This is a genomic window from Amycolatopsis sp. CA-128772 (assembly GCF_002904295.1).
GTDB lineage: Bacteria > Actinomycetota > Actinomycetes > Mycobacteriales > Pseudonocardiaceae > Amycolatopsis.
On sequence record NZ_PPHG01000025.1, the window covers coordinates 176,058 to 190,277 of the forward strand.

Here is a 14,220-nt window from a genome sequence, read left to right on the forward strand (position 1 = left end):
ACTCCGCACAGCAGAAAGGGACAGACATGGCAGTCACGGGAGTGGTGGGCGCCGGCGTCATGGGCATCGGCGTCGCCCAGGACTTCGCCGCCGCCGGGCACGAGGTCGTGCTGGTCGACAAGGACGAGCGGATCCTCGAGCAGGCGCGGGCCGAGATCACGCGCAACTGCCGGCTCAGCCGGCTGATGGGCGGCCCCTCGCTCGACGCGGACGAGATCCTCGCCCGGATCACCACCGCGGTCGGCCTGGCCGCGCTGGACAAGACCGAGATCCTGGTCGAGAACGTCACCGAGGACTGGGCCGTCAAGGCCGCGGTGCACGCCGAGCTCGACGAGGTGTGCAGCCCGGACACGGTGATCATCGCCAACACCTCGGCCGTGCCGATCACGCGCATCGCGTCGGTCGGCAAGAACCCGGGCCGCGTCATCGGCGTGCACTTCATGAACCCGGTGCCGCAGAAGCCGGTCGTCGAGCTGATCCCCGGCTTCCACACCACGCCGGAAACCATCCTGCGCACCCGCGAGCTCCTGACCAGCATCGGCAAGCGCTGGGTCGACGTGAAGGACGCGTCGGGGTTCGTGTCCAACCGCGTGCTCATGCTGACCGTCAACGAGGCCGCCTACCTGGTGCACGAGGGCGTCGCCACCGCCGAGTCGGTCGACGAGGTGTTCCGCGGCTGCTTCGGCCACCCGATGGGCCCGCTGCAGACCGCCGACCTGATCGGTGTCGACACGATCCTCTACAGCGTCGAGGTCCTCTACGAGCACTACGCCGACTCGAAGTACCGCCCCTGCCCGCTGCTCAAGCAGATGACCGACGCCGGCCTGCACGGCCGCAAGACCGGCCGCGGCTTCTACACCTACAGCTGAACCCCGTCACCCAGAAGGAGAAAGCACCATGTCCGAGACCACCGGCGACATCCTCGCCTTCATCACCGGCCGCTTCCCGCAGGCCGAGATCACCGCGACCGAGGACATCTTCTCGCTCGGCTACATCAACTCCCTGTTCGCCATGGAGCTGGTGATGCACCTGGAGAAGGCGTTCGGCGTCACCATCCCCAACGACGAGCTGCGGATCGACAACTTCCGCACCGCGTCGGCGATGACCGAGCTGGTCGGCCGCCTGCGCCCGGCCGCGACGGTGGGCTGAGCCGTGACGGAGGTACTCACCGCGGTCCGCGCGCCCGGCCGCGTGGCCGCGCGGGCCTTCGTGGACGAGCACATCGTCCCCTTCGCCGACGCGTGGGACAAGGCCGGGCGGATCCCCGAGGACGTCCTGGACAAGATCGCCGAAGCCGGGCTGTGGGCACCGTTCCTGCCGCCCGCGCTCGGCGGCTTCGGCCTCGACATGGTCGCCCTCGGGGAAATCCACGAGGAGGTCGGCCGCGGCTGCTCGTCGGTCCGCAGCCTGCTGACCGTGCACACCATGCTTTCCTGGGCGTTGCTGCGCTTCGGCACCGAGGCGCAGCAGCACCGCTGGGGCCCGGAGCTGGCGAGCGGACGCGTCCTGGGCGCGTTCTGCCTGTCGGAGCCGGGCGCGGGCAGCGACACGGCCGCGATCACCACGACCGCTACCCCGGACGGCGACGGCTGGCGGCTCGACGGCCTCAAGAAGTGGACCACCAACGGGCAGCGTGCCGACCTGTTCCTGGTTTTCGCGAAGGGGCCGGCCAGCACGATCGCGCTGCTCGTGCCGCGCGACACGCCCGGCGTCACGGTCACCCCGATCGACGACATCCTCGGGACGCGCTCGTCGATGCTGGCGTCGGTCGGCTTCGACGGCGTCCGGCTGGGCCCGGACGCGCTGCTCGGGCCGAGCGGGTTCGCCTCCGGCATGGTCCTCACCGGCACCCTCGACCTCGGCCGCTACAGCGTCGCGGCCGGGTCGGTGGGCATCATCCAGGCGTGCGCCGACGCGTGCGCGGACTACACGACCCGGCGCACGGTCGGCGGCACGCCGTTGAAGGACCTGCCGCTGATCCAGGCGAAGCTGTCGGACATGGTCACCGACGTCCGCGCGGCCCGGCTGCTGCTGGCCGAGGCCGGCCGCCTCAAGGACCGCGGCGACTCGGCCACGATCATGGCGACCTGGGTGGCGAAGTACTTCGCGTCGGTCGCGGCCGCCCGCCACGCGTCCGAGGCCGTGCAGGTGCACGGCGCCAACGGCTGCAGCGGGGACTACCCCGTGGCCCGGTTCTACCGGGACTCGAAGGTCATGGAGATCATCGAGGGCAGCACCGAGATCCAGCGGATGACCATCGCCGCCGAGGCCTACCGGAAGCAGGTACCGTGACCAGTCTCCTCTCCCCGCCGGCCGCTGCGCTGAAGCCGGTCCAGGGCAAGATCAAGTGCGTGGTGTGGGACCTCGACAACACCGTCTGGGACGGGGTCCTCCTCGAAGACGGCGACGTCCGGCTGCGGCCGTGGGTGGTCGAGCACGTCAAGCGGCTCGACGCGATGGGCGTGCTGCACTCGGTGGCCAGCAAGAACGACCACGAGGCCGCGATGGCCAAGCTGCGCGAGTTCGGCCTGGACGAGTACTTCCTGTTCCCGCGCATCTCGTGGAACGCGAAGTCGGTGTCCATCGGCCAGATCGCGCAGAAGCTCAACCTGGGCCTCGACGCGTTCGCGTTCGTCGACGACCAGGAGTTCGAGCGGGCCGAAGTCGCCTTCGCGCTACCGGCCGTGACCACAGTGGACATCCTCGACGCCGACGAGGTGCTGCGGCGGCCGGAGTTCGCGCCGCGGTTCGTCACCGACGAGTCGGCCCAGCGGCGCGGGATGTACCTCAGCCAGCTCGCCCGCGACGACATCGAGGCGGAGTTCTCCGGTACCGGCGAGGACTTCCTGGCGAGCTTGGACCTGCGGTTCACCATCGCGCCGGCCCGGCGGGAGGACCTGCAGCGGGCGGAGGAGCTGACGGTCCGCACCAACCAGCTGAACTCGACCGGGCGGACATACTCCTACGACGAGCTCGACGCGTTGCGTTCGTCGCCGGACCACGTGCTGCTCGTCGCGTCGCTGACCGACAAGTTCGGCTCGTACGGCAAGATCGGTTTGGCGCTGCTGGAGAAGGGCGCGCCGGACTGGCGGCTGAACATGATGCTGATGTCGTGCCGCGTGATGTCCCGCGGGGTCGGCACGGTGCTGCTGGGCCACGTGATGGGCCTGGCCCGCGCGGCGGGTGCGGGGCTGCGCGCGGACTTCGTCGAGACCGGCCGCAACCGGATGATGCAGATCACGTACGCGTTCAGCGGGTTCCGCGAGGTCTCGCGGGAGGGTGCGCAGGTGGTGCTCGCCGCGGACCTGTCCGAGATCCAGGAGCCGCCGGGCTACGTGACGCTCGAGGTGGAGTCGTGACGACGGCCGTGGCGAGCCGCTGGCTGCCGTTCCCGGTGACCGCGGGCAACGTGCGGCTGTACTGCCTGCCGCACGCGGGCGGTTCGGCATCGGCGTTCCGCTCGTGGATCGGCCGCCTGCCCGGGGTGACGGTGTGCCCGCTGCAGCCGCCGGGCCGCGAAACCCGCCAGCGCGACATCCCGCACACGGCGATGGCCGCGCTGGTCGCGGACCTGGCGGACTTCGTGCTGTCTTCCGACGGCGCACCGTACGCGGTGTACGGCCACAGCCTGGGGGCGCTGGTCGGGTTCGAGCTGGTGCGGGAGATCACCCGCCGCGGCGCGCCCCTGCCGGTGCACCTGGTGGTGTCGGGCTGCCCGGCCCCGCAGTGGCTCACGCCGGACGACCCGATCGTGGCGGACATGGGCGACGCGGAGATCGTATCGCTGCTGCGCAAGCTGGGTGGGACGCCGGAGGTGTTCCTGAACGACCCGCGCGTGCTGCGCCTGATCCTGCCACCGATCCGGGCGGACCTGACGGTGAAGAACACGTACGGCTACGTGGCCGGCCCACCCCTGGATGTCCCGGTGACGGCCCTGGCCAGCACGGCCGACGTCCGCGCGAGCACGGAGTCGGTCCTGGCGTGGCGCGAGCAGACGGTCCGCCCGTTCCGCGGGCAGGTGCTGGAGGGCGGGCACTTCGCGGTGCTGGAGCAGGAAGACGTCACGCTGGCCCACCTGGCCGCGGCCCTGCGCCCCTGGACGTAGCGGCCCCTCGAACGTGGTGGGCCCGCCGCCAATACCCCTGGCGGCGGACCCATCACCCGTGCGCGGCGGTGTTCCATCCGGGAATTCCCGCGGAACAGCGCAATTTCGCACCGGATCAGCCTCCTAGATTCGGATCAGCCTGCCGAACCACGTTCGGCGCGATCCGTCCAGGGAGGAAAAATGCCGATGCACACCCACGATCGGACCGAAAGGGCCGCCAAGCCCGGGAAGACGCGACGCTGGCTCACCGCCGCCGCGGTCGCCGCCGGGGCCGTGGCCGCGCCACTGGTCCTGCCGGCCGCACCGGCTTCGGCACAGGTCAGCGGCTGCAGCAAGGGATACGTGAACGCCAACATGGCGTGGGGCACGTGCACGTCCGGCAGCGGCAGCTGGAGCCTGACCGTGCAGTGCTACTACTGGGGCGCCAACACGGCCTACGGGAACGGCCCCGGAAGCATCTACGCCACCTGCCCGAGCGCTTCCCACGTCACCAACATCATCCTGAACACGCAGGCATGAGAAGCGGTCCCGCGCGCCGCCACCCGCCGCGCGGGACCGACTCCAATGGCGGCTTCCGCCACCGAGCCGACAAGGGTAGTCAGAAAAGCGTGACACCACCGCGAAGATCCGCCGACGCACTCCGCCTTGCCCAGCGGATCGGCTGGCTGCTGCGCGCCAATCGCATTCACGCGCCGGAACCGGAATTGCGCGGATTACGGCGATTTGCCGAGAGGTGGGCGGATATCTTCCCCGGTGCACCCCCGTCGATCAGCACTTTGTCACGGTGGGAGAACAGCACCTCGCTGGTGCCCCACGCTGCTGTTCGCGGCTACGAAACCGTCCTCGGGCTTCGAGACGAATCCCTGGTCGCGATCACCGACACCGTGGCCCGGTACTACCGCGGAACGGCGGAGGCGGCACCGCGGCTCGCCCGGTGCGAGATCGCCGACGACCGCGCGGCGCGACGACTGGACACGTTGATCGACCTGGCCGTGACGGGCGGGAACGTCAGCGGGCCGGAATGGAACGAACTGACAGCGCTGCTTTGCCGGACTCCGTACGCAATCCTCAGCCCGCAACGCACCTGGGAAACGTTGTCGGAACGGCTACTGATCGAAATGGCGGTTTCCGACGGGGTGAAGTGGATGCACCGCGCCGAGGCCTACCAGCGGCTGATGGCGCACCCGGTCGGTGGCGCCGCGGCCATCGCGGCCGCGGCCTCCGCGTCCGCCGACCGGGGCGCGCAGAGCATGGTCGGCACGGTGTCGGTCTTCGATTCGACCGCGGCCCCCGCGGCCGCCGGCCTCGTGGTCGATCACCTGAATTCGCCGCTGACCGACCGGACGTTCGCCGGCGCGCTGCTGGCCTGCTTCCGCAAGGTCGGCCAGGGCCACTTCCGGAGCGGGCAGCTGGTCGTCATCTCCGATCTCCTCACCGACCTGCTGGGCGGGCCGGTCACCGCCGGCACCGCGGCATTGGCCGGGGCCATCCTGAGACAGCTGCCCCTGGGCTTGCGACAGCGTGTCCCCGCACGGATCTGGGACCTGGTCTCGACCAGGTCCCCGGCGTGGTCGGTGGCCGACGAGATCACGGCCGCGGTGGCGGCGGCGACCACCGAGGCCTGGGACGACGCCGTCCTGCGGGAGCTGGTTCGGGAATCCGTCTTCGCCGACGTCTTCGACCAGCGCCTCTACGCCCAGTTCATGATCTACAGCACGCCCTACCGGGTCCCGGTGGCGCGTGAACTGGGTGCCGCCCTGCGCCGCCGTCGGCACGACAAGGACCGGGCCGTTCCCCTGGTCGAGGCGCTGCGGGTGATCGGCGGTCCGGCCGAGCGTCGTGACATCGAGCTGCTCGTGCTGGACCAGACCCTCCCGGTGGCCATCCGGGACACCGCCGCGTCGGCCCTCGGCCACATCGGCGGGACGAGTCACAACTCCTTCTGGGCCACCGCGTTGTCCGCCACTCGCCTGCGCTACCACGCGACCGCGGGGGAATCGGAGATCTCGGTCCTCGACCGGCTGATCTACGCGATGGGCATGGCCGGCGCCGACAGCGTTCTGAGCCAGGTCCCGGCCACGCCGGACCTCCCGGCGCGGATCCGGGCCTCGGCGAGGTGGTGGCTTTCCCTTTCCCCGTGCTTCAGGCAAAGCGCACGGACGTGAAGCGAGGCGAGCTCAGGCGCCCCCTTCGGCGATCCGGGCGGCGAGCAGGCGGACCGTCGGCAGCTCCACCACCGCCGTCGCCGGGAGGTTCCAGTGGGCGGCGATGCGGACCGCGCCCGCGGAACGGCCGCCCAGTTCGAAGAAGTTGTCGTCCGCGCCGATCTCCGGGTAGCCCAGGGCCGTGGCCCAGCGGGCGGCCACCTCCTGCTCGAGGCCCGGCTCCGGCTCCACGAACGGCGTCCCCAGCGCCGGCCGCGGCCGGACCGAAACCGAAGGCTCGACGGACTCGGCGACCGGCACCGGTCGGACCAGGGGGACCCCGGCGAGCACGACCTCCGTCAGGTGGTCCGCCGCCGCCACCGCGGCCAGCACCGACGGCGAGGGGTCCGCCGCCGAAACCACCGTCGTCCACCGGCCGCGGCCCGCGAGCCGGGCGACTCGGGCCTGGGCGGCGAGTACGCGACCGGCCGCGTCCGGCCGGACGACGAGGATCCCGCGCCGCCCGGCGAGGTCCGGCACCTCGTGGTGCACCTCGGCGTCCGCCTGTCCCGCCGGCGACCACGGCTCGTGGTGCAGCCGCCACGACTGGTCGCCGCGCACCGCCAACGTGGTCTCGGGGTGCAGGATCGCCGCCAGGATCTGGTCCACCGCCGCGTCCGCGCCCACGTCCACGTGCCGCGCGGTCAGCGCCGTCAGCCCCGCGTGCGACGGCGTGGTCAAGTCGGGCCCCAGCACCCCCACCGCGCCGGACGTCAGCGTGACCATCCCGGGCCACAACCCGGCTGCCTCCGAGACGTCCCCGGGCGAGCCGCCCAGCGCGAAGCCGTGCACGACCGTTCGCGGCACCACGACCAGCGCCCGCAACAGCGCGGGCAGGTCGCCGGGCCCGACGACGAAGTCGCCGGTGTCCAGGAACGCGAAGCCGGGCCCCGGCCGCACCGTGGTCACCTCGCCGCCCGCCAGGGTGATGCGGGAGGCCAGCGCCTCGCCGATCGGGTCGGCCGCGAACACCAGCCACGGCCCCGCCGCCCGTACCCGGCGCTCGAGACCGGCCGAAGGCTGCGGGTCGAGCCGCCACGTCGGCACGTGCGCCGCCGGGCTCGGCGCCGGTTCCACCCAGAACCGCCGGCGCTGGAACGGGTACGGCGGCAGCTCCACCCGCCGGCCCTCGCCGCGGTGCAGGGCGGCCCAATCGACAGTGCAGCCCGCCAGCCACAACCGGGCCAAGGCGGAAAGGACCCACGAAGAATCCGAGCCGCTCTCGACGACGAGGGTCTCGGTGGCGCTCTCGTCCAGCCGGATCCCCAGCCGGGTCAGCCCCGCCGTCAACGCCGACAGCGCTCCGGCACGGGTGGGGGCGGGCGCGGGGCTCTCGGCCCCGGCCAGCAGGCGGTGCGCGGCCGAGGCCGTCCCGGCCCACTCCGAGCCGCTGCCCGCGACCAGGCGGAACCGCGGGTCACGGCGGCGGGTCTCGCCGTCGATCCACCGGCCCGGGTCGGCCAGCGCCGCCACGGCGTCGGGCAGATCCCGGACCACGACGGCCCGCCGCAGCGCGAAGTGGCCGCGCGAGACCTGCAGCGTGAAAGCCACGTCACCGAGGTCGAGGGACGGGTGCGAAGCCAGGTGCGCACGCAGCCGCGAGGTCACCTCGTCGAGCGCACCGGTGTCCCCGGCGGACAACGTGAGCAGGTGCGGGCCGTCCGAACCCCGGACTGCCCGGGCCGGCGGCTGCTCGAGGACGACGTGCGCGTTCGTCCCGCCGACGCCGAACGAGCTGACCCCCGCCCGGCGTGGCGTTCCGTCCGCGGGCCAGGGCACGTCGGCGGGCAGCACGGTGAACCGGTCCCCGAGGGCGGGGTTCGGCGTGCGGAACCCGGCGGTCCCCGGCAGGACGCCGTCACGCAGGTTCAGCGCCGCCCGGATGAGCGACGTGACGCCGGAAGCGCGGTCCAGGTGCCCGATGCTGGGCTTGACCGAGCTGAGCACGCACGGCGCCGCGCGGCCGGGCCCGAAGACCCGGTTCAGCGCGGCCAGCTCGATCGAGTCGCCCAGCGGCGTGCCGACGGCGTGGCACTCGACGTACCCCACCGTCTCGGGCTTGACGCCGGCCACGGCGAGCGCGGTGTCGACCACCGCAGCCTGCCCGGCGACGCCGGGAGCGGGGTAGCCGGCGCGGTCGCGGCCGTCGTTGTTGACCGCCGAGCCGAGGATCACCGCGTGCACGACGTCGCCGTCGGCGAGGGCGTCCTCCAGGCGTTTCAGGGCGACGACGGCCGCACCCGAGCCCATCACCGTGCCGTTCGCGGCGGCGTCGAGCGCCCGGACCCGGCCGTCGGGCGACAGGATGCTGCCGTCTTCGAACACGTGGCCGCCGGTCTGCGGCAGCGGCAGGGCGGCGCCGCCCGCGAGGGCCAGGTCGCACTCGTAGGTCAGCAGGCTCTGGCACGCCAGGTGCACCGCGACCAGCGACGTCGAACAGTACGTCTGCACGGTGATCGCCGGGCCGCGCAGGCCCAGCTTGTACGACACGAGCGACGTCAGCGAGTCGCGCTCCACGCCCGCCGAAAGCAGGGGCTTGCCGCCCGGCTCGGCCCCGAGGCCGGCGAGGTGGTGGGTCAGGTAGTCCGGGAACGCGCAGCCGGCGAACAGCCCGACGGGCAGGCCGGGATCGGTCGGCCGGTAGCCGGCCCGTTCCAAGGCCTCCCACGAACATTCGAGCAGCAGCCGGTGGTGCGGCTCCAGGGTCTCCGCTTCACGCGCGCTCAGCCCGAAGGCGGCGGCGTCGAACATCTCGACGCCGCCGGCCACCGGCCCCCCGATGCGGACGTGGCCCGGGGTGGCCGGGTCCACGCCCGCGGCGGCGAGCTCTTCGTCGGTCAGCTCCCGCAGGCCGGGGATCCCGGCCGCGAGGTTGCGGCGCAGCTGCTCGACGTCGGCGGCGCCGGGGAACCGCCCCGCCATCCCGACGAGCGCCACGGCCGATTCGGGTGCCGGTTCGGTCACGGCAGGTCCTTTCTCCGGGAGGTTCAGAGCAGGTGGCTGCGGCCCCAGCCGTGGGCCAGCCGGTAGGTGGCGAACGCGCCGGTGGCCACGCCGATCCCGAGCACGATCAGCCCCGGGCGCAGCATCGCCTCGGCGTTGCCCGCCATGGCCGAGCGGATCAGCGACAGCCCCCAGTAGCCCGGGGAGAACGGCGCGATCGCCTGGGCCCACGACGGCATCAGCGACACCGGCAGCAGCGAGCCGCCGAGCGAGCTGATGGTGATCGCGCCGAGGTCGACGGCGACGATCAGGTCGCCGCGGCTGCGGACCACAGTGGACAGTGCGGCGCCCATGGACAGCAGCATGAAGCCCCACAGGCACATCGCGCCGAACACCAGGCCGGGCGACACCGGGAACGGCATGCCGACGACGAGCCAGCCGTAGATGATCAGCACGCCCTGCTGGATCAGCAGCACCACGAACACCGGGAGTGCCTTGCCGATCAGCAGTTCCGCGCGGGCGGCGCGGCTGGCGCGCAGCCGGTCCCAGGTGCGCCACTCGCGTTCGACGAAGATCGCGTTGCCCACGATCGCCATGGCGAACACCGAGAACATCACCAGCTGCCCGGTGACGGCCTCGACCGCGCCGGTGCCCAGCGCCTTCACGTACAGCGGCTGGAACAGCACCATGAAGATCATCGGCGTGATCAGGTAGCTGATCAGCTGCGACGGGTCGCGCAGGCGCAGGGTCGCGTTGTACCGGACCAGGGCGCCGGCCCGGTAGAGGGAGTCAGTGCGCGTCGACATCGGTCACCGCCAGGGAGTGGTAGAGGTCGTCCAGGCTGGGGTTGCGCAGCTCGACGGACTCGACCGGCCGCTCGACCGTCGGCAGCAGCTCCAGGAGCGTGCCGGTCGGGTCGGTGGTCGAGACGGTCAGCTGCTCGCCGGCGGTGCGCACGCGGACCTCGCCGGGCAGGCCCGACAGCAGCTCGTCCGCGCCGCCGCGCGCGATCACCCGGCCTTCGGCGGCCACCGCGATGGTGGCCTGCAGGTCGGTCAGTTCGGTCAGGTAGTGGGTGGTGTAGACCACTGCGGCTCCCTCGCCTGCTCGTTGCTTGACCACGTCCAGCAGCGCCTGACGGGTCTCGGGGTCGGCACCGGCGGTCGGCTCGTCGAGCAGCAGCAGCGCCGGCCGGTGCACCAGCGCCGTCGCGGCCTGCGCCCGCCGCTGCTGGCCGCCCGAAAGCAGGCCGCAGGTGCGGTTCAGGAAGGTCTCCAGCCGCAGCGCGGCCGTGAGGTCGTCGATGGCCGAACGCAGCGCGGCCCGGCGCAGGCCGGCCAGGCGGCCGTACAGCTCCAGGTGCTCGCGCACGGTCAGCGGGCGGTAGAGCGCGATGTGCTGCGGCGAGATGCCGATGCGGCCGCGGGCGCGCGTCGGCGACTCGCCGTCGACGAGCACGGTTCCGCTGTCCGGGCGCAGCAGCCCGGACACCATCTCGACGAAGGTGGTCTTGCCGGCACCGTTGTGGCCGACCAGCCCGACGATCTCACCCGCGGCGACCTCGAGGCTGAAGCCGTCGAGGGCCTGCACTTCGTCATAGCGTTTCCGGAGGTCGATTGCTTGCAACATAGGGATCGCTCCTTGCGATTCACGGCTCTTGGACTGTCGCATGAGGACTCGGTGTGCGGTGAGCTCCCGCGGTGGCAGGAAACTGCCGTCATTCGGTGCCGGCGGGCACCGCGGTCAGCGCCTCGCGCAGCGCGACGCGGTCGAACTTGCCGTTGACCGACCGGGGCAGCTTCGGCAGCACCTCGACCCGCCGCGGCAGCATGTACGCGGGCAGCTCCTTGGCCAGCGCCCGGGAAACCGTCTCGGCGTCGCACTCCGGCGCGACCGCCAGCACGATCCGCTGCCCCAGCACGGGATCCGGCACGCCGAACGCGGCCGCCTCCCCCACCAGGCCCGTCGCGTAGGCGGCCTCTTCGACCTCGGCGGGGCTGACGCGGTAGCCCGACGTCTTGATCATCTCGTCGGACCGGCCGACGAAGTAGAGGAACCCGTCCTCGTCGCGGTAGACGGTGTCGCCCGACCACACGGCGATCTCCGGGCGCACCAGGCCGTCCGGGCCCGGCACCGGGCGGAAGCGCTCCGCCGTGCGTTCCGGGTCGTTCCAGTAGCCGAGCGCCACGAGCGCGCCGCGGTGCACCAGCTCGCCGTGCTCGCCGGGCAGGCAGGGCGAGCCGTCGGGCCGCAGCACGAGGACCTCGGCGTTCGGGATCGCCTTCCCGATCGAACCGGGACGGCGGTCCGCCTCGGCCGGGTCGAGGTAGGTGGAGCGGAATGCCTCCGTGAGGCCGTACATCAGGAACGGTTGCGCGGCCGGGAAGATCTCGCGCAGCCGCGTCAGCGTCGCGCGGGGCATGCGGCCACCGGTGTTGGCGAAGTAGCGCAGCCGCGCGGTCGCCTCGGCGGGCCAGTCCTGCGTCACCAGCTGCAGCCACAGCGGCGGCACGCACGTCAGCGCCGTGACGCCGTGGCGGGCGCAGAGCCGGACGATCTCCCTGGGCAGCAGGTAGTTCACGAGCACGACGTGCGCGCCGGCGGCAACCGCGGTGGTCAGCTGGCTGAACCCGGCGTCGAAGCTCAGGGGCAGCGCGGCGAGCACGACGTCGTCACGGGTGTGGCCGAGGTACTCCGCGACGCTCGCGGCGCCGGCGAGGAGGTTGCGGTGGGACAATACGACACCCTTGGGGCCGCCGGTGCTGCCCGAGGTGTACATGATGGCGGCCGGGTCCTGGTCGATCACGGCGCCGGGCACCGCTTCCGGTTCGGCCGCGGTCAGCGCGTCCCACTCCGGGCGGCCGAACACCACCACCGCGGTCGTCTCGGGGACCGCCTCGCGGACGGTCGCCAGGCGCTCGGCCGTCGTGAGCACGACCTTCGGGGCGCAGTCGGTGGCGACGTGCGCGATGTGCCGGGCCTTGAACAGCGGGTTCAGCGGCACCAGCACCGCCCCGGCGGCCGCGGCGGCGAACAGCGCGACGACGGTTTCCAGGCGCTTCTCGGCGTACACCGCCACCCGGTCGCCGCGGCGGACGCCGAGCCGGTGCAGGCCCTGGGCCACGCGCGCGACCTGGTCGCCGAGCTCGGCGTAGGTCAGCGTGCGGTCCTTGTACGTCAGCGCCGGGTCGCCGGGCGCGCCGCGGGTGAGGAGCGCATCGAGCCGCACCGGGGCGGCCGCGTCAGACATCGGCGGGCTCCGGGGCGACGAACTCCGCGACGGCGGCCCACAGGCTGCCCGCGGTGGCGAAGGTGTCCTCGGTGAGCAGCTCGTCCGGCAGCTCGAAGGCGAACGTCTCCTCCAGGTCGGTGACGAGCTGCACGACGCCCATCGAGTCGAGCCCGAGCGCGGCGAGGTCGTCGTCCGCGGCGATCCGGTCCCCGAGCGCGTACGGCAGGTGCGCGATCAGGATTTCCAGGAACCCTGGCGGGACGGGGAGTGTGTCAGGCATTGCGTCACCCTGTTTCGCTTTCGGCGGTCAACCGTGTCCTCCCGAGGACACCACCGGCCGGACTCACCGGGCCATCACCGCGCTCTCATCCCGCCACTGCCGGGCGAGAGCGGCGTGAGAGCCGTCCGAGAAGACCGGCTGCGACGGTGGGAAAAGGAGCAGCCCACCCCGCCTTGGAGGCACCATGTCGACGGCCACTCTTCCGCCGCCCGGGGCGTTTTCCGTACCCGAGCCCGACCCCGAAGCCGAGCTGTACCGCTACGCGGCGCGCTGCGGGCGGATCGCGTCCGTGGACACGGCCGCGGCGCACCTCGGCCTGCCCGCGGACACGGTGGCGGCGGCCGCCGCCCGGCTCGTCGAACTCCACCTGCTGCGCCCCGCCGACGGTGGCCTGGTCCCCCGCGAACCGTCGGCGGCCGCCGAACTGGCCGTGACGCCCCTGGAGCGCGCGATGTACGAGCGCCGCGAGCTGGCCGACCGCCTGCGCGAGCGCATCGACGGCATCACGCGTGCCCCGGCCGGCGCCGCGGGCGCGCTCGACCGCCTGGAGGGCGTCGCCGAGATCCGCGGCCTGGTGAAGCTGGCGGCCGAGGTCTGCCGCGACGAGCTGGTGGTGCTGCACCCGGGCGAGGCGGCCGACGACCTGGTCGACGAGCTCCTGGACGCGTGCTACTCGGTCCTGGGCGACGGCGTCGGCGTCCGGGTGGTGTGCCCCCACCGCAGCCGCGCGGGCTACGCGGCCCGGGCCCGCCTGACGCAGCTGGCCGGCCGCGGCGCCCGGATCCGCACGCTGAGCCGCGTCCCGGAGGCGGCGGTGGTCTTCGACCGTTCGCTGGCGGTGACGCTGGACGTCGCCGACCTGTCGGCCCGCCGCGTCCGCGACCAGGGCATGGTGCGCTTCCTGCTGGGCCTGTTCGACCAGCTGTGGGACGGCGCAACCCCGTTCTCGGCGGACGACCAGGGCTACAGCGGCGAAATCGCCCACGACCTGCAGCAGGCCATCGCCCGGCTGATGGCCCAGGGCCTGACGGACGAGGTCGTGGCGCGCCGCCTGGGGATGTCGGTGCGGACCTGCCGACGGCACATCGCGGCGATGCTGCAGAACCTCGACGCGGTGTCGCGGTTCCAGGCCGGGGTGCAGGCCGCTTCGCGGTTCACGCTCGCCTGATCACTCACCCGCTCGCTCCCTTGACCGCTCGCCCGCCGCGCTCGCCTGCACTTGCCTGCCCTTGCCTGCCGCGCAGCTCGCTGGCTCCGCTTGCCCGCCGCCCGCTCGCTCGCTCCGCTTGCCCGCTCGGCCGCCCAGCTCGCCGGCTCCGCCGGCCCCAGGAGCCCCCAAGCGCCCCAATGTGGCGTTGGTTGCATGCAACGCACCCAATGTGGCGTTCGGTGCATCAGATGCCCCCAATGTGGCGTTCGGTGCGTTGAACGCACCGAACGCCACATTGGGGCGCTT

At 72.7% G+C, this 14,220-nt stretch carries 13 protein-coding genes; 8 read left to right on the forward strand and 5 right to left on the reverse strand.

Features of this window, described 5'->3' with window-relative positions; genetic code table 11:
• Positions 1 to 26: 26 nt before the first annotated feature.
• The 7 genes from C2L59_RS10935 (at position 27) to C2L59_RS10965 (ending at position 6,270) form a co-directional block, all read left to right on the forward strand.
• Positions 27 to 869: a 3-hydroxyacyl-CoA dehydrogenase family protein gene (locus tag C2L59_RS10935; RefSeq protein ID WP_103349410.1), complete on the forward strand. Its 843-nt coding sequence runs from the start codon at positions 27 to 29 to the stop codon at positions 867 to 869.
• 28 nt (positions 870 to 897) lie between these two features.
• A complete protein-coding gene (locus C2L59_RS10940; RefSeq protein WP_103349411.1) occupies positions 898 to 1,149 on the forward strand; it encodes an acyl carrier protein in 252 nt (83 codons plus the stop codon).
• 3 nt (positions 1,150 to 1,152) lie between these two features.
• Positions 1,153 to 2,292 carry an acyl-CoA dehydrogenase family protein gene (locus C2L59_RS10945; protein WP_103349412.1) on the forward strand — a complete coding sequence of 380 codons (1,140 nt, stop codon included), beginning with the start codon at positions 1,153 to 1,155 and terminating at the stop codon, positions 2,290 to 2,292.
• Complete coding sequence (locus C2L59_RS10950) at positions 2,289 to 3,359, forward strand: HAD family hydrolase (protein ID WP_103349413.1); 1,071 nt, start codon at positions 2,289 to 2,291, stop codon at positions 3,357 to 3,359. The genes C2L59_RS10945 and C2L59_RS10950 overlap by 4 nt, the downstream gene beginning before the upstream one ends.
• Positions 3,356 to 4,105 carry a thioesterase II family protein gene (locus tag C2L59_RS10955; protein WP_103349414.1) on the forward strand — a complete coding sequence of 250 codons (750 nt, stop codon included), beginning with the start codon at positions 3,356 to 3,358 and terminating at the stop codon, positions 4,103 to 4,105. The genes C2L59_RS10950 and C2L59_RS10955 overlap by 4 nt, the downstream gene beginning before the upstream one ends.
• Before the next feature lie 180 nt (positions 4,106 to 4,285).
• A complete protein-coding gene (locus C2L59_RS10960) occupies positions 4,286 to 4,624 on the forward strand; it encodes a hypothetical protein (RefSeq protein ID WP_146060308.1) in 339 nt (112 codons plus the stop codon).
• Between the two features lie 287 nt (positions 4,625 to 4,911).
• Positions 4,912 to 6,270: a hypothetical protein gene (locus C2L59_RS10965; RefSeq protein ID WP_146060309.1), complete on the forward strand. Its 1,359-nt coding sequence runs from the start codon at positions 4,912 to 4,914 to the stop codon at positions 6,268 to 6,270.
• A gap of 12 nt (positions 6,271 to 6,282) precedes the next feature.
• Here the strand turns inward: C2L59_RS10965 and C2L59_RS47870 are convergent, their stop codons facing one another.
• From C2L59_RS47870 to C2L59_RS10990, 5 genes are all read right to left on the reverse strand, one after another.
• Positions 6,283 to 9,273 carry a polyketide synthase gene (locus tag C2L59_RS47870; protein WP_199199009.1) on the reverse strand — a complete coding sequence of 997 codons (2,991 nt, stop codon included), beginning with the start codon at positions 9,271 to 9,273 and terminating at the stop codon, positions 6,283 to 6,285.
• Between the two features lie 23 nt (positions 9,274 to 9,296).
• On the reverse strand, positions 9,297 to 10,058 hold the full coding sequence (locus tag C2L59_RS10975; protein ID WP_103349417.1) for an ABC transporter permease: 762 nt from the start codon (positions 10,056 to 10,058) through the stop codon (positions 9,297 to 9,299).
• Positions 10,042 to 10,881, reverse strand: coding sequence for an ABC transporter ATP-binding protein (locus tag C2L59_RS10980; RefSeq protein WP_103349418.1), 840 nt, complete (start codon positions 10,879 to 10,881; stop codon positions 10,042 to 10,044). Before C2L59_RS10980 ends, C2L59_RS10975 begins: the two co-directional genes overlap by 17 nt.
• Positions 10,882 to 10,969: 88 nt before the next feature.
• Entirely contained in the window at positions 10,970 to 12,502 is a 1,533-nt protein-coding gene (locus C2L59_RS10985) for an acyl-CoA ligase (AMP-forming), exosortase A system-associated (RefSeq protein WP_233223412.1), read from the reverse strand.
• Positions 12,495 to 12,764, reverse strand: a complete 270-nt coding sequence (locus C2L59_RS10990; protein WP_103349419.1) for a phosphopantetheine-binding protein — start codon at positions 12,762 to 12,764, stop codon at positions 12,495 to 12,497. Before C2L59_RS10990 ends, C2L59_RS10985 begins: the two co-directional genes overlap by 8 nt.
• Positions 12,765 to 12,948: 184 nt before the next feature.
• On the opposite strand from C2L59_RS10990, the gene C2L59_RS10995 reads away from it, so the two are divergent.
• Positions 12,949 to 13,932, forward strand: coding sequence for a helix-turn-helix transcriptional regulator (locus tag C2L59_RS10995; protein WP_103349420.1), 984 nt, complete (start codon positions 12,949 to 12,951; stop codon positions 13,930 to 13,932).
• Positions 13,933 to 14,220 lie beyond the last annotated feature (288 nt).